The organism is Streptomyces sp. ADI96-02 (assembly GCF_003846185.1).
Lineage (GTDB): Bacteria > Actinomycetota > Actinomycetes > Streptomycetales > Streptomycetaceae > Streptomyces.
The window spans coordinates 2,361,242-2,380,725 of the sequence record NZ_ML123034.1; the positions used below are offsets into that span (position 1 = coordinate 2,361,242).

A 19,484-nucleotide genomic window follows, 5' to 3' on the forward strand; every position below is an offset into this window, starting at 1 on the left:
CCCAGGCGCCGAGCGCGGCCATCATCAGCGCCAGCCGGGGCAGGGCGCGGACGCGGGTCAGCAGGACGGCGAGTGCGCAGCCGGTCAGCAGGGTGGCCAGCACACAGGCCGCGGCGAAGACCACGGTGGCCAGCAGGACCTGCCGGAACTGGCGGTCGCCGAAGAGCGCGGTGTAGTTGCCGAAGCCCTGGAAGGTGGTCGGTTCGCCGCCGCTGACCTGGGCCTGGGTGTACTCCAGGAACGAGATCAGGCCGAGTTGGTAGATCGGGTAGACCAGCAGCCCGGCGAGCAGGACGAGGGCGGGCAGCAGGTAGAGCCAGGGCGTCCAGCCGGATTGCCGCGCGGGCGGGCCCGAGCGTTGGCGCCGGGGCGGCCGGCCGGTCGCGTGGCGGGTCTTCGCCGCCCCGCCACCGGCCGGGCCGGGGGCCGGGAGAGTGGGGGTGTGCGCGGTCATCGTCAGCCCGCGGCGGCGAAGGCCGCGTCCATCTTCTTCGCCGCGTCGTCCGAGGCCGCCGCCACGCCCTTACGGCCGCTGACGATCTCCTGGAACATCGTCGGCAGGATCAGCGAGGCGTCGATCTGGGCCCAGGCCGGGGAGGCGGGGACGGACTTGGCGCCCGCGTCGAGGGTCCGGACGAACGGGGCGACGAAGGGCTGCTTCTTCGCCGCGTTGTCCAGGACGTCGGTGTAGGTGGGCAGGAAGCCCATCGCGTCGAACATCCTGGCCTGGGTCTGCTTGCCGGCCAGCGACTTCATCAGGCCGACGGCGAGGGTGCGGTGCGAACTGCTCCTGAGGACGCCGAGGTTGTTGCCGCCGGCGAAGGCCGGGGCGATGGATCCCTCGGCGACGCCGGGCAGCGGCACCACCGCGTACTTGCCCTTCACCGCTCCGGCCTCCACGGCCGCGTGGCTGAAGTCGCCGCCGATCGCCATGGCGGCCTTGCCGGAGGCGAACGCGGTCACGGTGGCGTTGCCGCCCATGGAGGCGCACTTGGCGGCCGGGCAGTTGTCGTCACCGAACAGGGAGGTGTACGCCTCGATGCCCTTGCGGGACTTCTCGCTGTTGACGGCGGACGTGTACCTGCCCGCGCTCCCGCCGGCCAGTTCGCCGCCGTTGGCCCAGATGAAGGGCATCGCGCCGTAGGTGTACGCGCCGCCGACCGCGAGTCCGTAGAGGTCGGGCTTCGCCCGGTGGATCTTCTTGGCGGTGGAGATCAGCTCGGCCTGGGACTCGGGGGCCTCGACGCCCAGCTCCTCGAAGACGTCGGTGCGGTAGTACAGGGCCCGTACGCCGACGAAGAACGGGGCGCCGTAGACCTTGCCGCCGACGGTGACGGACTGCCGGGCGGTCGGGTCGGCGTCCTTGGCCTCGTCCCAGGCGGCGAACTCCTCGGTGACGTCCGCGAGTCCGCCGTCCTTCACGTATCCGGCGGTGTCGGTGTTGCCGTACTCGATGAGGTCCGGGGCGCTCTCGGGGTCGTTGAACGCGGCCTTGATCCGCTGGGCGCGGGTGTCGACGGGTATGTACGCGATCTCGACCTCCGCGCCCTGGTTGGCCTTCTCGAAATCGGCGACGGCCGCGTCGACGACCTTCTCCTTGGGCTTGTTGCCGACCTCCTGGAAGAGCCAGACACGGAGCGTGCCGCTCTTCTCGTCACCCTTGGCACGGGTGTCCGAGGTCTGCGGCGCACAGGCGGTGGCGGTGAGGCCGGCCAGCACAAGGGCCGCGGTCGGGGCGGCAATTCGGGCAGAAAACTTCATCCGGAACCCCTACCGGTCATGTGTTGCAACATGCGCAACGCGCGTTTCGTTCTGCACAACTGGCAGGAGAGTAGGTCCGGACTCCGGTGCCGACAAGTGGTCTCTACCACTCTGTGACCCACGGGTGCAGCCCGTGCAACGCGAGGCGGCGCCCGCTCCCGGCGGCCGGGCACACCGAAGCGCCCCGGGAACACGCGGAGGGCCCCCGGGACACGCGTCGCCGCGCGTCCCGGGGGCCCTCGGGGAGGGTGCCGGTGGACCTACTTCTTGTCCTTGCCGCCGCCCTTGCCCTTGTCCTTGTCGCCACCGGCGCCCATGGACTCGTAGATCTCCTTGCACATGGGACAGACCGGGTACTTCTTGGGGTCGCGCCCCGGTACCCAGACCTTCCCGCACAGCGCGACCACGGGGGTGCCCTCCAGGGCGCTCGCCATGATCTTGTCCTTCTGGACGTAATGGGCGTAGCGCTCGTGGTCGCCGTCGCCGTTCGACACCTGCGGCGTCGGCTCTACGAGGGTCCCCGTACCTGCCCCGCGCTCGGGCTCAAGAGTGCTCATAACCGCCAAGGGTACTGAAGGCCGGAGCCGTCAGTTGAGCGAAGGGTCGTCGGGATACGTGGCGATCATCGCCAGCTCGCTGCGCTGGCGGCGCAGCACCGCCCGCCACAGGCGCTCCGGGTGCGGGGAGGACACGTCGCCCGGCTCCGACTCGACCACGTACCAGGCCCCCTCCGCCAGCTCGCCCTCCAGTTGACCCGGGCCCCAGCCCGCGTATCCGGCGAAGATGCGCAGCGAGCCGAGCGCCGGTCCGAGCAGTTCCGGCGGGGTCTCCAGGTCGACCAGGCCGATCGCTCCGTGCACGCGCCGCCACCCGATCGGGTCCGCCCGCTCCGCGCGCGATGGGGAGCCGGCGGGGCCCGGGTCGCCGGGGATCACCGCCACGCCGAGCGCCGAGTCCAGCGAGACCGGGCCGCCCTGGAAGACGACGTCCGGTTCGCCGGCCAGCCCGGCCCAGGACGCGAGGACGTCGGCGACGCCGACCGAGGTCGGGCGGTTCAGGACCACGCCGAGGGAGCCCTCCTCGTCGTGGTCGAGGAGCAGCACCACCGCGCGGTCGAAATTCGGGTCCGCGAGGGCGGGTGCGGCCACGAGCAGTCGCCCTGTGAGCGAGGACACCTCGGTCATGACAGAAATGATCCCGCATCCCGGCCCTTCGCGGGCACCGCACGGACCACCCGGCCACCGCGCGCGAGCGAGCGCAGCTCAGGGCGCACGGAGGCATGAGGGAGCGCATCGCGCGACCGCGATCCGGACGGTGACCCTCCGCAAGATCGGGAGTGCGGAGGGTGGTGTGGCGGATTCATGACGTCCGCCACCCCCCTTCGCCTTACGGAAGGGGGGTAGGAGGCCATTACCCTTCTCGTTGGCCCCCTGCCCGACCACTCCGGAACGCGAGATACATGACCGGCACAGACGATGTCCTGCTTGTCCACGGCGGCACCCCGCTGGAGGGCGAGATCCGCGTCCGAGGCGCCAAGAACCTGGTGCCGAAGGCCATGGTCGCCGCGCTGCTCGGCAGCGGGCCCAGCCGCCTCCGCAACGTTCCCGACATCCGTGACGTACGGGTGGTGCGAGGACTGCTCCAGCTCCACGGCGTCACGGTCCGCCCCGGCGACGAGCCGGGCGAACTGATCCTCGACCCCTCGCACGTCGAGAGCGCGAACGTCGCCGACATCGACGCCCACGCGGGCTCGTCGCGCATCCCGATCCTCTTCTGCGGCCCACTGCTGCACCGCCTCGGCCACGCCTTCATCCCGGGCCTGGGCGGCTGCGACATCGGCGGCCGGCCGATCGACTTCCACTTCGAGGTGCTGCGCCAGTTCGGCGCGACCATCGAGAAGCGGGCGGACGGCCAGTACCTGGAGGCCCCGCAGCGGCTGCGCGGCACCAAGATCCGGCTGCCCTACCCGTCGGTGGGCTCCACCGAGCAGGTGCTGCTCACGGCGGTCCTCGCCGAGGGCGTCACCGAGCTGTCCAACGCGGCCGTCGAGCCGGAGATCGAGGACCTCATCTGCGTACTGCAGAAGATGGGCGCGATCATCTCCATGGACACCGACCGGACGATCCGGATCACCGGTGTCGACAAGCTCGACGGGTACACCCACCGGGCGATCCCGGACCGCCTGGAGGCGGCCTCCTGGGCGTCGGCGGCGCTGGCGACCGAGGGCAACATCTACGTACGCGGCGCGCAGCAGCGTTCGATGATGACCTTCCTGAACACCTTCCGCCGGGTCGGCGGCGCCTTCGAGATCGACGACGAGGGCATCCGCTTCTGGCACCCGGGCGGCGCGCTGAACGCCATCGCGCTGGAGACGGACGTCCACCCCGGCTTCCAGACCGACTGGCAGCAGCCGCTGGTGGTGGCGCTGACGCAGGCCGCCGGCCTGTCGATCGTCCACGAGACGGTGTACGAGTCGCGGCTCGGCTTCACCTCCGCGCTCAACCAGATGGGCGCACACATCCAGCTCTACCGGGAGTGCCTGGGCGGCTCGGACTGCCGTTTCGGCCAGCGCAACTTCCTGCACTCGGCGGTCGTCTCCGGCCCGACGAAGCTCCAGGGCGCGGATCTGGTCATCCCCGACCTGCGCGGCGGCTTCTCGTACCTGATCGCGGCGCTGGCGGCGCAGGGCACCTCCCGGGTGCACGGCATCGACCTGATCAACCGCGGCTACGAGAACTTCATGGAGAAGCTCGAAAAGCTCGGCGCGAAGGTCGAGCTGCCGGGCGGTCCGCTCGTCTGACCCCGCCCGCACAGTGCTGCCGCACACAGCACTGCGCACGACATCGCGCACCGCACGTGCGCACCGCGCGGCTCCTTCCGGCAGCCCGTCGCACCGGCCCCGTACGCGGGCCCGGAGCGGCGGGCTGCCGGCGTTGGGGGGCGGGGCCCGGGGTGCGGCCAGGTGGGGCGGCCTCCTGCGGCGGTGCCCCGGTGCTCCCGGTGATCCGAGAAGGGCCGGGGCCGATGACCGGGGGCCGATGAGGGGCCGGGCGGGCGCGCAGAGGCGCCGCACCGGCCGTACGGGGGCCGAAGGGCCCCTGGAGCCGCCGGAAGCCGCCGGGACGCCTCGGCCCCCGGGCCGGCTGCTCCGGAGGTCCCAGCGGGCGCTGACGGGCTCTGACGGGCTCCGACGTGCCCCTCGGACCGGTGCCGGGATGCCGTCCGCGTCCCCGGGCACGCGTGAGGGCGGCCACCCCCGGTCGGGAGTGGCCGCCCTCGTTCGCGCCTGTGGGGCTTACTTGCCCTTGGCGGCTTCCTTGAGCTTCGAGCCCGCGGAGACCTTCACGCTGTAGCCGGCGGGGATGTTGATCGGGTCGCCGGTCTGCGGGTTGCGAGCGGTGCGAGCGGCACGGTGGGTGCGCTCGAAGGTCAGGAAGCCGGGGATGGTGACCTTCTCGTCGCCCTTGGCGACGATCTCCCCGACGGTCTCGGCGAGCGCGGCCAGCACGGCGTCGGCGTCCTTGCGAGTCACCTCGGCGCGGTCGGCCAGGGCGGCCACCAGCTCACTGCGGTTCATGTTGTTACTCCCGTGTTCTTCTTGCCTGTGAGGCGTGAGATCGAAGCCGATGCTGCCAGGGCCCTCTGACAGTCCCCGGACCCGGGTCTGATGTCAGACCCTCGCGCCCGATTACGCATCCTGCCCCCACCTGCGGCGGGAAAGCCAATCCGGAACCCTTCGGCGTCAACGAAAAGCGCCACGGTTTGCTCGCGGTGACGCTCCGTCGACTTGACCGAGCGGTCCGCAGCGGATGCCGGGCCCAGCGGGGCCCGTTGCCCGCCCACCCTAAAGGGGCGTTTGGGGCGTCGCGACCCGCGACGCGCCGTGCGGCGGGCGTGTGTACGGTCCGGGGCGCCCCGCGCGGCCTCTCGGCGGGCCGCGCGGGGGCCGTGGATCAGGCCGGGAGGGAGGGGGCTGCCTCGGCCGCTCCGGCGGACTTGGCGGCGGCCCGGACGGCTCCGGCGACCGCTCCGGCGACCTTGTCGTTGAAGACCGAGGGGATGATGTAGTTCGCGTTGAGCTCGTCCTCGGCGACGACGTCGGCCAGCGCGCCGGCCGCGGCGAGCATCATGTCGGTGTTGACGGTGCGCGACTGGGCGTCCAGCAGGCCGCGGAAGACGCCCGGGAAGACCAGCACGTTGTTGATCTGGTTGGGGAAGTCGGAGCGGCCGGTGGCCACGACGGCCGCCGTCTCGCGGGCGATCGCCGGGTCGACCTCCGGGTCCGGGTTCGCGAGCGCGAACACGATCGCGCCGTCCGCCATCGCGGCGACGTCGGCGCCGTTCAGCACGTTCGGGGCGGAGACGCCGATGAAGACGTCCGCGTCGACGACGGCCTGCTTGAGGGTGCCGGTGATGCCCTCGGGGTTGGTGTTGTCGGCGATCCAGCGCAGCGGCGAGTCGGGGTCGGCGGCGACCAGGTCCTCGCGGCCGGCGTGCACCACGCCGTGGATGTCGGCGACGACGGCGTGCTTGACGCCCGCGGCGATCAGGAGCTTCAGGATGGCCGTGCCGGCCGCTCCGGCGCCGGACATGACGACCCGTACGTCGCCGATGCCCTTGTTCACCACGCGCAGGGCGTTGGTCAGGGCCGCGAGGACGACGATGGCGGTGCCGTGCTGGTCGTCGTGGAAGACCGGGATGTCCAGCGCCTCGCGCAGCCGGGCCTCGATCTCGAAGCAGCGGGGTGCGGAGATGTCCTCCAGGTTGATGCCCGCGAAGCCGGGGGCGATGGCCTTGACGATCTCGACGATCGCGTCGGTGTCCTGGGTGTCCAGGCAGATCGGCCACGCGTCGATGCCGGCGAAGCGCTTGAAGAGGGCCGCCTTGCCCTCCATGACGGGCAGCGCGGCCATCGGGCCGATGTTGCCGAGGCCGAGCACCGCGGAGCCGTCCGTCACAACTGCGACGGAGTTGCGCTTGATGGTGAGGCGGCGGGCGTCCTCGGGGTTCTCGGCGATCGCCATGCAGACCCGGGCGACTCCGGGGGTGTAGATCATCGAGAGGTCGTCGCGGTTGCGGATGGGGTGCTTGGACGCCATCTCGATCTTGCCGCCGAGGTGCATCAGGAACGTACGGTCGGACACCTTGCCCAGCACGACGCCCTCGATGTCGCGCAGACCTTCGACGATCTCGTCCGCGTGCGAGGTGGAGCTGGCCGCGATGGTGACGTCGATCCGCAGCTTCTCGTGACCGGAGGCGGTCACGTCGAGGCCGGTGACCGAACCCCCGGAGGACTCCACGGCCGTGGTGAGCTGGGAGACCGCGGTGCCGCTCGCGGGCACCTCCAGCCTGACCGTCATCGAGTACGAGACGCTGGGCGCCGTTGCCATGGCCGAGTCCTTCGCTTTCCCTAGCTTCATTGCCGCGCGTCCGGAGTCACTCGCTCCGGACACGCTCCCCGATCGTCGCACCTACCGACGGGTAGCCGGTAATGGCGGCCACATTTTCGGAAAGCACTTTCCACCATACGAGAATTAGCCCGTTCGGCGGAACTCTCGGTGGGTACGGACCCACGAAATCAGGACAGCCCGGAGACACGAACGGACCCGCAACACGAACAGACCCGCGCCACCGACCGGTGGCGCGGGTCTGTCTGTTCGGTTGAGCGGCACCGACCCGCCATGCTCGCCTCGCGGCAAGTGGTCGCTCGAAGCGACGAAGGTTGGGCCCGGGGGCTTGGATCGAGCCGGTGCCGACTCCAGCCTAACAAACACCCCCGAGAAGTGATCCCCGTGCGTCGGGTTGACGCTGGAAAACTCTCGCCCGGCCGGCGGAGGGCTCCCAGGCAGGGCGGCCCGCGCCCGGGGTCCGGTCAGTCCCTGAGCAGGTCCGGCACCCCGTCCTCGTCCGGCATGTCCCGCTCCCCCGACACCACCGTCAACTGCTGTGTGGCCCGGGTCAGCGCCACGTAGAGCACCCGCAGCCCGGCCGGGGACTCGTCCGCGATCTCCGCGGGCGAGACGACGACCGTGGCGTCGTACTCCAGCCCCTTCGCCTCCAGGCTGCCCAGCGCCACCACCCGGTCCCCCAGCTCCGCGAGCCAGGTACGGGCCTGGGCGCGCCGGTTCATGGCCACCACCACGCCGACCGTGCCGTCGACCGTCTCCAGCATCCGGCGCGCCTCCTCCCGGACCGTGCCGGCCAGGTCGCCGTCGCGCACCGGGGCGAAGCGCGGTTCGACCCCGGTGGAGCGGACCGCGGACGGCGACTCGGCGCCGGGCATGGCGAGCGCCAGCACCTTGGACGCCAGCTCGGCGATCTCCGCCGGGTTGCGGTAGTTGACGGTGAGGGTGAAGCGGCGGCGCGGACGGCTGCCCAGCGCCTCGTCGCGGGCGGCGGCGGCCTCGTCCGGGTCGGACCAGGAGGACTGCGCCGGGTCGCCCACGATCGTCCAGGTGGCGTGCCGGCCCCGGCGGCCGACCATGCGCCACTGCATGGGCGTCAGGTCCTGCGCCTCGTCGACGATGACGTGCGCGTACTCGGTGCGCTCCGCGGCCAGCCGCTCGGCGCGCTCGCGCTGCGTCTCCTCGCGCTGCGGCATCAGCTCCTCCAGGCCGGAGAGCTGGTCCAGCGGGTCCAGGTCGCGCTTCTTCCTGGGCCGGGCCGGGGTCCCCAGCAGCGCCTGGAGCTCGTCCAGGACGGCCACGTCGTGCACCGAGAGCGGCCCGGCGCCGTTCGCGTCCAGCCGCTTCAGCGACCGGGCCACGCGCCGGACCTCGCCCTGGTTGAGGATGCGCCGCGACCAGCGGCCCAGGCGCTTCTCGTCCGCCATCGCGGCCAGTACCCGGCGCGGGGTCAGCTCCGGCCACCAGGCGTTCAGGAACTCCAGGAACGGCGTCTCGGTGGAGACGTCCTCGTCGAAGGAGGAGCGCAGCTCCGCCGCCAGTTCCGGATCGGTGTAGCGGCCCCGGCCCGACGACTTGTTCCACAGGGCGTCCAGCAGCAGCTTGCGGGCGCGCGGGCGCAGCAGGTTGACGGGGGCGCTGCCGCCGAGCGCGTTGTGCCGGATCCGCTGGAGCTCGTCGGCCTCCAGCTCGATCCGGGCCCCGAACGCGACCACCCGGAGCCGGGTGGGGGTGGCCGGAGCCGTCGCCTCGGCGTCGGCCGGCTCCTCGCCGAAGGACATCTGGCCGCCGCGCGGCGCGGATCCGGCGCCCGGCTGCTCCAATGCGCCCCGGGACGCCTTGCGCAGCACGTGGAGCATCCGGGAGGAGCCCTTGACGCGGGCCACGGCCGGTTCGTCGTAGACGGTGGCGCCCTCGGGGCCCGCCGCCTCGTCGGACAGCGAGCCGACCGCGCGGATGGCGACCTGGCCCTCCTCGCCGAGCGAGGGCAGTACGCCTTCGGTGTAGGCGACCAGGAGCGGCGTCGGCGAGACGACGAGGATGCCGCCCGCGTACCGCCGCCGGTCCTGGTAGAGGAGGTAGGCGGCCCGGTGCAGGGCGACGGCCGTCTTGCCCGTGCCGGGGCCGCCGGCGACCTCCGTGACGGAGGCGGCGGGGGCCCGGATCACCAGGTCCTGTTCGGCCTGGATGGAGGCGACGATGTCCCGCATGGTGTGGCTGCGGGCCTGGCCGAGCGCCGCCATCAGGGCGCCGTCGCCGATCACCGGCAGCTTCTCGCCGTCCAGGTACGCCGTCAGCTCCGGGCGCATGAGGTCGTCCTCGACCCCGAGGACCCGGCGGCCCTTGGAGCGGATCACCCGGCGGCGCACCACCCGGCCCGGCTCCTTCGGCGTGGAGCGGTAGAACGGGGCGGCGGCCGGGGCCCGCCAGTCGATCACCAGCGGCGCGTAGTCGGAGTCCAGCACCCCGATCCGGCCGATGTGCAGCGTCTCGGCGATGTCGGCGGTGGCGTCCTCGCGTACGGCGTCGTCGGCGGGCTCGACGGAGGTGTACGCGCCGTCCGGTCCGCGTTCACCGTCCTTGCCGAGCAGCAGATCGATCCGCCCGAAGAGGAAGTCCTCGAACTCGCTGTTGAGCCGGTTGAGGTGGACGCCCGCCCGGAACACCTGGGCGTCCCGCTCCGCGAGGGCGCCGGGCGTACCGACCTGCCCGCGTTTGACGGCGTCGTGCATGAGAAATTCCGCCTCGTCGATCTTCTCCTCAAGGCGGTGGTAAACGCGGTCCAAGTGTTCCTGTTCGACACCGGTCTCCCGGTCCCGCAGCGAATCGACAGCGGCATCCTGCGCGGCCACCGAGGCCCCCTTCTGACGTGCACTGGGCAGCCGTCAACCTTATGCGAAGGGGGGCCGGAGCGCACCTGCCGCACGGGAGGCATTCACGCATCGCCCCGGCCGGGCGAACCGGGCGTCGGCGGTGGGCGGCCGTTCGCGTCCGGGCCGCCGGATCGTGCGACGCACGGACGGTCTCCGTCCGCGCCGCCGGTGCCGGTGTCCGCGCCGCCGGTGCCGGTGTCCGTGCCGTCCGCTCCGCTGTCCGCGCCGTCCGTTCCGGCGTCCGCGGCGGTGCGGGCGGTGGCCGTGCGCCGCCGGTGCCGGGCGACCCGTTCGCGGTTGCCGCAGACCTCTCCGGAGCACCAGCGCCGCCGCCCGCCGCGCGAGGTGTCCAGGTAGAGGCGGCGGCAGGCGTCTCCCGCGCAGCGGCGCAGCGCGGCCCCGGCGACCGGGTCGGTGAGCAGGTCGACCGCGTCCCGGGCCACGACGGCCAGGAGCGCCGCGCAGTCGGGTTCGGCGCTCAGGCTCCGTACGAGCGCGCCGCCCTCGCCGCGCACCGCGCGCAGGCCCGGCGGGGCCGTCGACGCGAGGGCGTTGACCCGGTCGAGGTGGCCCTCGGCGGCGGGTCCGCCGAGCTGAGCCGCCATCAGCCGGTCGACGTCCGAGCGCAGTTCGCGGAACCGGGCCACCCAGGAGCCGTCCAGCGCGGGCAGCGCGGTGCCGGGCGGGACCAGACCGGCGGCGGTCAGCCAGTCGGCGAGGCGGCCGGGGGCGTCGAGCTGTTCGCGCGCGCCGGGCGTTCCGCCGGCGCTTCCGGTGGCCACCAGGTCGAGGCAGATCCGGCCGGAGTCGAACCGCCACACGTGCGCACCCCTGCTCGTCGCCATGAGCCCGTCACCACCTCGGGTCGACCGCCCGGCCGCCCTCCCCAGAGTGCCCGCACCGGGGCCCGCCCGTAACCCCCGCCGCCGCTTCCGCCCGGAACGGCTCGGGGCCGAAGCGGCGGCGGGACCGGCCGGCGTCAGGAGGGCGGCGGGTCGTCGTGCAGGAGCCGCTGGAAGAGGTGGTGGTCGCGCCACCGGCCGGCGATGTGCAGGTAGCCGGGGGCGGTGCCGAACCGCTCGAAGCCGCTCTTGGCCAGCACCCGTTGCGAGGCGGCGTTGTCGATGACGGTCGCCGCCTCGATCCGGTGCAGTCCGAGGTCGTCGCGGGCGGCCTCGCAGACCGCGCCGACGGCGGCGGTGGCCAGTCCCCGGCCGGCCCGTCCGGCATCGACCCAGTAGCCGAGCAGGCCGCTGCGGTAGGGGCCCAGCGCGATCCGGGAGAGGGTGAACCCGGCGATCACCTGGCCCTGGCCGTCGGCGAGCACCCAGGGCATGGCGCGCCCGGCGTCCCGGTCGGCGAGCAGCTCGGCGAGCCGGGCGGCCTGCCCCTCGGCGGTGAAGAAGGACACGGGTCGCACGGGCTCCCACCGGCTCATGTACGCGCGGTTGCGGGCGAGGGCGGCGGCGAAGGAGGGGGCGTCCTCGATCACGGCGGGCCGGAAGGTCACGTCCGCGGCGAGCGGGCGGTGGTGGTGGCGGTGGTCGGTCATCCGGGCACGCTAAGGGATGTCCCGCCGCCGGGCCCCGGCGGGAGGCCCCTCCGGTTTCCGGCGAACGCCGCTCCCGTACGGCGGATCGGGGCGGCTCAACGGTCCGCGACCGCGTCGTCCGGCGGGTCCAGCGCCAGCCGGTAGCCGCGCTTGACCACGGTCCGGATCAGCCCGGGCGCGCCCAGCGCGGCGCGCAGCCGGGCCATCGCCGTCTCCACCGCGTGCTCGTCGCTCCCGCCGCCGGGCAGCACGCGCAGCAGGTCGGCGCGGGCCACCACCCGGCCGGGGCGGCGGGCCAGCGCGTGCAGCAGGGCCATGGCGGCGGGCGGCGCGGGGCGCGGGCGGCCGTCGACGAGCACCGCGTGGCCGCGGATCTCGACGCGGTGACCCGCCACACGCAGGACGCGCGCGGCGGCGGCCGGCCGAGCGCCGGGCGTCGTGTCGTCGTGCATGGCGTGCATCCGGCTCCCGGGTCCGACCGCTGGGCGACGTGCGGGACCCGAGACTGCCGACTCCGCGTCACGGGACCGCTTCCCCCGCGTTTCCCGGCCGTTACGCCGCCGCCGAGCCCTGAACGCCGTCGGTCAGGGACGGTCGCGCATCAGTGCCAGGTCGCCCTCGGGCAGCCACGAGCCCGGCGGCGGCGCCATCCATCCCCGGGCGGCTCCCAACTGGGCCGCGGCGGTGCGCAGGGCGTCGATCCCCGGGTGGTCGAGGCCCTTGCGCCAGACCAGCGCCAGAGGTGAGAGCGGAACCGGGTCCACGAGCGGGCGCACGACGGTCCCCGGCAGCGGCGGAAAGTCCACGACCGCCAGCACCGGGTGGCCGGCCTTGGACATGACGCGCTGGAATTCGGCCACCCCCACGGCGAGCGGAGTGGGCGGGGCCATCCGGATGTCCCACGGTGCGAACAGCAGCGCGGCGAGGTCCGTCCACTCCCGGGTGCGTTCGTTGCCCGCGCCCGCGTAGACGGTCTCCCCGGCCAGTTCGGAGAGCCCGACGGCCTCGCGCGGAGCCAGCGGGTGGGAGTCGGGCAGCAGCACCGCCATCGGCTCGTACCGCACGGGCTGTACGTGCAGCCGGGCGCGCACCGCGGGGGCCAGCCCGGCGGCCCGGCCGAAGGAGGCGTCCAGCCGGCCGGCCAGGATCTCGGCGGCGGCCCGGGTGAGACCGGACTCGAACCGGGCCATCAGCTCGCACTCCGGGACGAGTTCGCGGGCCCGCTCCAGCACCCGGGCGGCGGTCATGCCGTCGCTGTTCAGGTCGACCAGGAGCGGCCGGGCCGCCGGGCCGTCGAAGGCGGCGGCGAGTTCGGTGTGGGCGTCCAGGACCCGGCGGGCGTACGGCAGGAGGCGTTCGCCGTCCGGGGTGAGGGCGACCTGCCGGGTGGTGCGCAGGAACAGCTCCGCGCCGAGTTCGCGCTCCAGCCTGCGGATGTCCCGGCTCAGCGCCTGCTGGGCGACGAACAGCCCGGCGGCGGCCCGGGTGAAGTGCAGCTCCTCCGCGACGGCCAGGAAGGCGCGCAGGAGACGGGGGTCGACGTCGGGGGTGGCCACGCCGCGAATCTACAACGCGGAGCCCATTGATCACACAGGTGCGTGAATCGGTGCGCGGAAGGTGTTGGACCGCGAAGCCGCGGTCCGACGAGGCTGGGGCCATGCCGCCGTCCTCCGCCGAGCCCACCGCCGCGCCCTCTCCCGCCCGCACCGAGGAGCCGCCCCGCGCCCCCGCCAACGCCTACCTGAGGCTGCTCGCGACCCCCGGAGCCCGCGCGTTCACCGCGGGCAACCTGATCGCCCGGCTGCCGATGGGGATGTTCAGCGTCAGCGCGGTCATCATGATCGCCGGGTCCCGCGACTCGTACGCCCTGGCCGGAGCCGTCACCGCGACCGGTCTGGCCGCCACCGCCGTGGTCGCCCCGTTCACCGCGCGGCTGGTGGACCGCCACGGGCAGGCCCGCGTGGCCGTGCCGGCCACCGCGATCGCCGTGCTCGGCTCGCTGGCCCTGCTGCTGTGCGTGCGCTACGACGCCCCGGACTGGACGCTCTTCGCCGCCTACGCCGCGACCGCCACCAGCCCGAACACCGGCGGCATGTCCCGGGCCCGGTGGGCGCACCTGCACCGGGGCGACCCGGCGGCCCTGCACACCGCGAACTCCTTCGAGCAGGCCGTCGACGAGCTGTGCTTCATGCTCGGCCCGGTCCTGGCCGCGACGCTGTGCGGGGCGCTGTTCCCCGAGGCGGGCACGCTGGTCGGCGCCGTGCTGATGATGACCGGCGTCCTGGTCTTCGCCGCCCAGCGGGCGACGGAGCCGCCGGTCGCCCCGCGCACGAAGGCGCGCTCTCCGCTGCGCGTACCCGGCATGCCCGCGCTGCTGGCCGTCTTCCTCGCCACCGGAGCGGTCTTCGGATCGATGGAGGTCGTCTCCATCGCCCACGCCGGGGGCGCGATCCTGGCGCTCCAGGCCGCCGGATCGTGCGTGGCGGGGCTGGTCTACGGTTCGCTGCGCCCCGCCCGTGACGTCCACCGCCGACTGCTGGGCTGCCTGGCCGCCATGACCGCCCTGATGTCCCTGCCGCTGCTCGCCGCGGCCGGCGGCGGCCCGCTGCCCGTCCTCGCGGTCTGCCTGCTGGTGGCGGGCGCCGCGACCGCCCCGACCATGGTCACCGGTATGACGCTGGTCCAGCGCCGCGTTCCCACCGACCGGCTGAACGAGGGCATGACCCTGGCGGTCACCGCCCTGCTGGGCGGCGTCGCGGCCGGTGCGGCCACCGGCGGCGCACTGGTGGAGCACGCCGGCACGGTGACCGGCTACGCCGCTCCGATGTGCGCGGCCGGACTGGCGCTGCTCGTCGCGGCGGCGGGCTGGGCCGTGACGCGGAAAAGCCTCCGCCCCGCGAGCTGAACTCGCGGGGCGGAGGCTTACATGGGGTGGTGGAGATGGCGGGAATCGAACCCGCGTCCAACGGTGCGGAACCAGGGCTTCTCCGAGTGCAGTTCGCTACGCTTTTCTCGGCCCCGGAGGTCACGCGAACAAGCCTCCGACAGGCTCAGCCACTGTTTGGTTTCCTTCTCGGCCCCGTGGCCGGGCCGAGAAGTTTAGATCCCTAGTTGATGCCAGGATCCGGGTCGGGATCAGCCCCGGGCTGACACTCCGCGGAGTCTTCGCTCAGCTACTGATTAGGCAGCAAGAGTGAAGGCGGAGGAATCGCGCTTGGAATTGGCGATTATTGTTTGCGACATATGGTTTACGAGATCATTGCCGCTTCCTCGACTCGCTTCCCCTGCTTCGACATCCGCTGTCGAAACCGATCATCCCCATGTTGATTTTTCAAAACGCACACCTTCGCTGAGGTGCACGGCCCATCCTACGTGACCGACCCAGGGCGATGCCAGCGTATTCCCGCCCGGCCGCTCCCGCGCCCCGGGCCGGACCCGCTCAGGCGCTCCGCTGCCGCCGACGGGCCGCCGCGACGGCGCGGTTCGTCTCCCTGGTGTCCTGCTTCTCGCGCAGCGTCTGCCGCTTGTCGTACTCCTTCTTGCCCTTCGCGAGCGCGATCTCGACCTTGACCCGGCCGTCCTTGAAGTAGAGCGCGAGCGGCACGATGGTGTGGCCCGTCTCCTGCGACTTGGACTCCAGCTTGTCGATCTCGGCCCGGTGCAGCAGCAGCTTGCGCTTCCGCTTGGCCGCGTGGTTGGTCCACGTGCCCTGGACGTACTCGGGGACGTGGATGTTGTGCAGCCACGCCTCGTGGTCGTCGATCTGCACGAACCCGTCGACCAGGGAGGCCCGGCCCATGCGCAGGGACTTGACCTCCGTCCCCATCAGGACGAGGCCGCACTCGTAGGTGTCGAGGATCGTGTAGTCGTGCCGCGCCTTCTTGTTCTGCGCGACCATCTTGCGCCCGGTGTCTTTTTCCTTCGCCATAGTGCGGTCATTTTCGCACTACGACCCGCCCCCGAGGCCACTCAATACCGTCTCGGCCCGCTGCTGGGCCCGCTCCCCCACCACGAGGTCGGGTGTGATGCCCCGGCCGTCGACGTTCCGGCCGGCCGGAGTGCGGTAGTGCCCGACGGTCAGCTCGGCCACCGAGCCGCCCGGGAGCCTGCTCGGCATCTGCACGGACCCCTTGCCGAAGGTGGGCGATCCGACGGTGACCGCGCGGCCCCGGTCCTGGAGGGCCCCGGTCAGCAGTTCGGCGGCGCTCATCGTGCCCCCGTCGACCAGGACCACGACCGGCCGCTCGGTGTCGCCGTCCGGCTCGGCGTACAGGGCCCGCTGGTCGCCGCGGACGTCGTACGTGGCGACCAAGCCGCCGTCCAGGAACGCGGAGGCGGCGGCGACGGCCTCGCTGACCAGTCCGCCGGAGTTGGCCCGCAGGTCGAGGAGTATCCCGGCCCCGGCGGGGGCCTCGCGGACCGCGTCCCTGACCTCGGCGCCCGCGCCCTTGGTGAAGGCGGCGACCTTGACCAGGACGGCCGGGGGGCGCTCGCCGCCGAGGCTGCTCACGCTGACCGCGTCCGTCGACAGCCGGGCCCGCTCCAGGGCCTCGGTCCAGCGCCGCCCGTCCCGTACGAGTCCGAGGACGACCCGGCTGCCCTCGCGGGCCCGCGTACCGTCGCCGCGCAGCAGCGCGACCACCTCCGCCACGGGACGCCGGGCGACCGGCCGGCCGTCGACCGTGCGCAGCAGGTCGCCCTCGCGGATGCCGGCCCGGGACGCCGGGCCGCCGGGCTGGACGCGGGAGACCGTGACGTCGCCGTGGGCGGTCCGCCGGGCGGACAGGCCCACACCGGTGTACGAGCCGTCCAGGGCCTGCTCGAACTCCTCGTACTCCCGCTCGTCGTAGACGGCGCTCCAGCGGTCCCCGCTGCGGCTGACGACCTCTTCGGCGGCGTCCTTCACGGACTTCCCGTCGGCCGCCGCTTCGGCCGCGGCCTCCTCGATCTCCGCACGGTCGACCGGGGCGACGGTGGAGGAGGTGGAGGAGACGGCCCGGGCGGGCGGACCGGGCGCGGGCGCGGGGTCCCGCGGCAGCGAACCGGTCGCCGCGGCCGTCGCGAGGACGCAGCCGAAGACCCATGTCAGGGCCGCCCCGCGGCACAGGCCGCGGGGCCGGAGGCGATGCTCGTGGCCCGGCATGGCGCCGAGTCTAGGACAGGCCCCCGGGGGCGTACGGGCACTCACCCGTGCGCCCCAGGGGGCACATGTCACACCTTCAGGTACTTGCGGAGCGCGAAGAGAGCGGCAACGGCGGGCATCAGGAGGCCGATCGCGAGCACCAGCGGAAGCTTCGTCAGAACCGCGTCCCAGCCGATGAAGTTGATCAGATCCAGCTTCTCCTGGAGCGCCAGGCCGCCGTCGATCAGGAAGTAGCGTCCGCCGAGCAGCATGCCGCAGGCGAGCACGCCGCCGATCAGGCCGGCGACGGCGGCCTCCATGATGAACGGGGCCTGGATGTAGAAGCCGGACGCGCCGACGAGCCGCATGATGCCCGTCTCACGCCTGCGGCTGAACGCCGAGACGCGCACGGTGTTGACGATCAGGATGAGCGCGATGACGAGCATGAGGATCATCACGTAGATCGCGACGGCGTTCATGCCGTTCATCAGCTCGAAGAGGTCGTCCAGGATGGACCGCTGGTCCTGGACGGACTGCACCCCGTCCCGTCCGGCGAAGGCCGTCGCGACGACCTTGTACTTCTGCGGGTCCTTCAGCTTGACCCGGAAGGACTCCTGCATCTGGTCGGGCGTGATGTTGCCCGCCATCGGGGTGTCCCCGAACTGCTCCTGGTAGTGCTTGTACGCCTCGTCGACCGTCTCGAAGTGAACCGGCTTCTGCACGGCCTCCATCTTCTCCAGGTCGGCCTTGATCTGCTTCTTCTGCTCCGCCGTGACAGCGCCCTTGGCGCACTTGGGCATGTCCTTGGCGTCGTTCTTGTTGCAGAGGAAGATGGAGACGTTGACCTTGTCGTACCAGTAGTCCTTCATCGTGCTGACCTGCTCGCGCATGAGCAGCGCGCCGCCGAACAGGGCGAGCGAGAGGGCGACGGAGACCACGACGGCGAAGGTCATCGTGAGGTTGCGACGGAGACCGACGCCGATCTCCGACAGGACGAACTGGGCGCGCATGGCGTCCTTTCAGTGCTCGATGCTCAGTGCTGGTAGCCGTAGACGCCGCGTGCCTGGTCACGTACGAGACGGCCCTGCTCGAGCTCGATGACGCGCTTGCGCATCTGGTCGACGATGTTCTGATCGTGGGTCGCCATGATCACGGTGGTGCCGGTCCGGTTGATCCGGTCCAGCAGCTTCATGATGCCGACGGAGGTCTGCGGGTCGAGGTTGCCGGTCGGCTCGTCCGCGATCAGCAGCATCGGACGGTTGACGAAGGCGCGGGCGATGGCCACGCGTTGCTGCTCACCGCCGGAGAGCTCGCCGGGCATCCGCTCCTCCTTGCCGCCGAGTCCGACGAGGTCGAGGACCTGGGGCACCGCCTTGCGGATCTCGCCGCGCGGCTTGCCGATGACCTCCTGGGCGAAGGCCACGTTCTGCGCGACGGTCTTGTTGGGCAGCAGGCGGAAGTCCTGGAAGACCGTGCCCAGCTGGCGGCGCATCTGCGGCACCTTCCAGTCGGACAGCCGCGCGAGGTCCTTGCCGAGCACGTGGACCATGCCGGTGCTGGCGCGCTCCTCGCGCAGGATCAGCCGCATGAAGGTCGACTTGCCGGAGCCGGAGGAGCCCACCAGGAAGACGAACTCACCCTTCTCGATGTCGAGCGAGACATCGCGCAGAGCCGGTCGGGTCTGCTTCGGGTAGGTCTTGGAGACGTTGTCGAATCGGATCACGGATGCACCACGGTCGGCCGGGAGTAGGTGAGCGTGACCATACGCGAACCCGGCTCGCGCGCGCAGGCGGCGTCCGGCAATGGGCGTTTTATGGCGGATGGGCGTCAGGAACGAAACGGTCGTGCCGGACCTTGTCCGGCGGGCCGCGCCGAAACCCGCGCGAGCTGGCACAGTGGTGGGGGGAACAGTCGCGTTTCCCGGAGCGTTGTGCGGAGAGACAGCAGTGGGCGGCTCCGCCGCGCGGGAGGAGGAATGCGCATGACCTACGACCGACTGGTGTGCGCGAACTGCGCGTCGCCCGTGAGTGAGGGGCGGTGCCGTGTCTGCCGTGCCGTACGGCAGCAGATGCTGGAGGAGCAGGGCCACGGCCCGCTGGCGGGGATGAATCCGGCCATGCTGATCGCGCTGATGGTGCTGCTGCTGGCGGCGCTCGCGCTGCTGGCCCACCAAGCGGCCTGAGAAAGGCCGACACCGGCCCTTACCGGCCGGTAGACGTCCGCGTACGGCCGCGGGAGCGGATCGGACACGCGAAGGGGCCCGGGAGGCGCTGTACGGCCTCCCGGGCCCTTCACTGTGCCGCGCCGTCCCGCGTACGGGCCTCGGGCCCGTACGCGGGAGGCCGCTAGGCGACCGTGCGTCCGCCGCCGACCAGGCGCGGCAGGATGCGGAAGCCGATTCCGCCGGCGATCATGGTCGCGGCGCCGATCACGAGGAACGTGGTCTCGGCCGCACCGGTCTCGGCGAGCTCTTCCTTGCCCTTGCTCTGCTCGACCGGCTGGTTGCCGACGCTGTCGGTGTCCGTGTTGTCGTCGCAGGCCACGACGTCGGAGTCGACGGTGCAGTCCCCGGCGTCGTCGCCACCGGTCGCGGAGCCGGAAGAGCCGGAGGTCGCGGAGCCGGAGGTGGCGGAGCCGCCCTGGTCGCCGGAGCCGCCGGTGTCGCCGCTGCCGCCCGTGTTGCCCGAGCCGCCGCTGTTGCCGGAACCGCCGTTGTTGCCCGAACCGCCGTTGTTGCCGGAACCGCCGTCAGCGCCACCGTCAGCGCCACC

At 72.5% G+C, this 19,484-nt stretch carries 17 protein-coding genes, 1 other RNA gene and 2 pseudogenes; 3 read left to right on the top strand and 17 right to left on the bottom strand.

The features are described from left to right. The 4 genes and pseudogenes from EES43_RS31250 to EES43_RS10300 all read right to left on the bottom strand — a co-directional run. Positions 1-454, bottom strand: a pseudogene (locus EES43_RS31250) (sugar ABC transporter permease); the annotation flags it as partial. A gap of 2 nt (positions 455-456) precedes the next feature. Further along, complete coding sequence (locus tag EES43_RS10290; protein ID WP_124268456.1) at positions 457-1,761, bottom strand: extracellular solute-binding protein; 1,305 nt, start codon at positions 1,759-1,761, stop codon at positions 457-459. 260 nt (positions 1,762-2,021) lie between these two features. Beyond that, complete coding sequence (locus EES43_RS10295) at positions 2,022-2,318, bottom strand: DUF3039 domain-containing protein (protein ID WP_124268457.1); 297 nt, start codon at positions 2,316-2,318, stop codon at positions 2,022-2,024. Between the two features lie 30 nt (positions 2,319-2,348). Next, on the bottom strand, positions 2,349-2,945 hold the full coding sequence (locus EES43_RS10300; protein WP_206430025.1) for a YqgE/AlgH family protein: 597 nt from the start codon (positions 2,943-2,945) through the stop codon (positions 2,349-2,351). A 275-nt stretch (positions 2,946-3,220) separates the two neighbouring features. Here EES43_RS10300 and murA point away from each other — a divergent pair, with 275 nt between their 5' ends. Beyond that, positions 3,221-4,561 (top strand): UDP-N-acetylglucosamine 1-carboxyvinyltransferase, encoded by a 1,341-nt coding sequence (gene murA / locus EES43_RS10305; RefSeq protein ID WP_124268459.1) that lies wholly within the window; start codon positions 3,221-3,223, stop codon positions 4,559-4,561. 495 nt (positions 4,562-5,056) lie between these two features. Here murA and EES43_RS10310 read toward each other — a convergent pair whose 3' ends face one another. The 7 genes and pseudogenes from EES43_RS10310 to EES43_RS10340 form a co-directional block, all read right to left on the bottom strand. Further along, positions 5,057-5,338, bottom strand: a complete 282-nt coding sequence (locus EES43_RS10310; RefSeq protein ID WP_003968811.1) for an HU family DNA-binding protein — start codon at positions 5,336-5,338, stop codon at positions 5,057-5,059. A gap of 376 nt (positions 5,339-5,714) precedes the next feature. Then, positions 5,715-7,151 carry an NAD-dependent malic enzyme gene (locus EES43_RS10315; protein ID WP_124268460.1) on the bottom strand — a complete coding sequence of 479 codons (1,437 nt, stop codon included), beginning with the start codon at positions 7,149-7,151 and terminating at the stop codon, positions 5,715-5,717. A 482-nt stretch (positions 7,152-7,633) separates the two neighbouring features. Further along, positions 7,634-10,018 (bottom strand): HelD family protein, encoded by a 2,385-nt coding sequence (locus tag EES43_RS10320; protein ID WP_124268461.1) that lies wholly within the window; start codon positions 10,016-10,018, stop codon positions 7,634-7,636. An 83-nt stretch (positions 10,019-10,101) separates the two neighbouring features. Then, a complete protein-coding gene (locus EES43_RS10325; protein ID WP_241192366.1) occupies positions 10,102-10,884 on the bottom strand; it encodes a CGNR zinc finger domain-containing protein in 783 nt (260 codons plus the stop codon). Positions 10,885-11,018: 134 nt separating this feature from the next. Beyond that, positions 11,019-11,591: a GNAT family N-acetyltransferase gene (locus tag EES43_RS10330; RefSeq protein WP_124268462.1), complete on the bottom strand. Its 573-nt coding sequence runs from the start codon at positions 11,589-11,591 to the stop codon at positions 11,019-11,021. A gap of 95 nt (positions 11,592-11,686) precedes the next feature. Next, positions 11,687-12,007: pseudogene (locus EES43_RS10335) on the bottom strand (winged helix-turn-helix domain-containing protein); the annotation flags it as partial. Positions 12,008-12,175: 168 nt separating this feature from the next. After that, positions 12,176-13,147, bottom strand: a complete 972-nt coding sequence (locus EES43_RS10340; RefSeq protein ID WP_124268463.1) for a LysR family transcriptional regulator — start codon at positions 13,145-13,147, stop codon at positions 12,176-12,178. Positions 13,148-13,248: 101 nt separating this feature from the next. Between EES43_RS10340 and EES43_RS10345 the strand changes: the two genes are divergently transcribed. Then, positions 13,249-14,496, top strand: coding sequence for an MFS transporter (locus EES43_RS10345; RefSeq protein WP_241192367.1), 1,248 nt, complete (start codon positions 13,249-13,251; stop codon positions 14,494-14,496). Positions 14,497-14,523: 27 nt separating this feature from the next. Here the strand turns inward: EES43_RS10345 and ssrA are convergent. From ssrA to ftsE, 5 genes are all read right to left on the bottom strand, one after another. Beyond that, positions 14,524-14,911: a transfer-messenger RNA gene (ssrA, locus tag EES43_RS10350) on the bottom strand. A gap of 119 nt (positions 14,912-15,030) precedes the next feature. After that, the gene (gene smpB, locus EES43_RS10355; protein ID WP_124268464.1) at positions 15,031-15,519 is read right to left on the bottom strand and encodes an SsrA-binding protein SmpB; all 489 of its coding nucleotides are present in this window, start codon (positions 15,517-15,519) and stop codon (positions 15,031-15,033) included. An 18-nt stretch (positions 15,520-15,537) separates the two neighbouring features. Continuing rightward, positions 15,538-16,734: a S41 family peptidase gene (locus tag EES43_RS10360; protein ID WP_124268465.1), complete on the bottom strand. Its 1,197-nt coding sequence runs from the start codon at positions 16,732-16,734 to the stop codon at positions 15,538-15,540. Positions 16,735-16,802: 68 nt separating this feature from the next. Further along, a complete protein-coding gene (ftsX, locus tag EES43_RS10365) occupies positions 16,803-17,723 on the bottom strand; it encodes a permease-like cell division protein FtsX (RefSeq protein ID WP_124268466.1) in 921 nt (306 codons plus the stop codon). A gap of 23 nt (positions 17,724-17,746) precedes the next feature. After that, positions 17,747-18,436, bottom strand: a complete 690-nt coding sequence (gene ftsE / locus EES43_RS10370) for a cell division ATP-binding protein FtsE (RefSeq protein WP_124268467.1) — start codon at positions 18,434-18,436, stop codon at positions 17,747-17,749. 258 nt (positions 18,437-18,694) lie between these two features. Here ftsE and EES43_RS10375 point away from each other — a divergent pair, with 258 nt between their 5' ends. Beyond that, complete coding sequence (locus tag EES43_RS10375) at positions 18,695-18,895, top strand: hypothetical protein (RefSeq protein ID WP_124268468.1); 201 nt, start codon at positions 18,695-18,697, stop codon at positions 18,893-18,895. 163 nt (positions 18,896-19,058) lie between these two features. Here the strand turns inward: EES43_RS10375 and EES43_RS10380 are convergent. Further along, a partial coding sequence (locus tag EES43_RS10380; protein ID WP_164493149.1) for an LPXTG cell wall anchor domain-containing protein occupies positions 19,059-19,484 on the bottom strand: 426 nt, incomplete at its 5' end.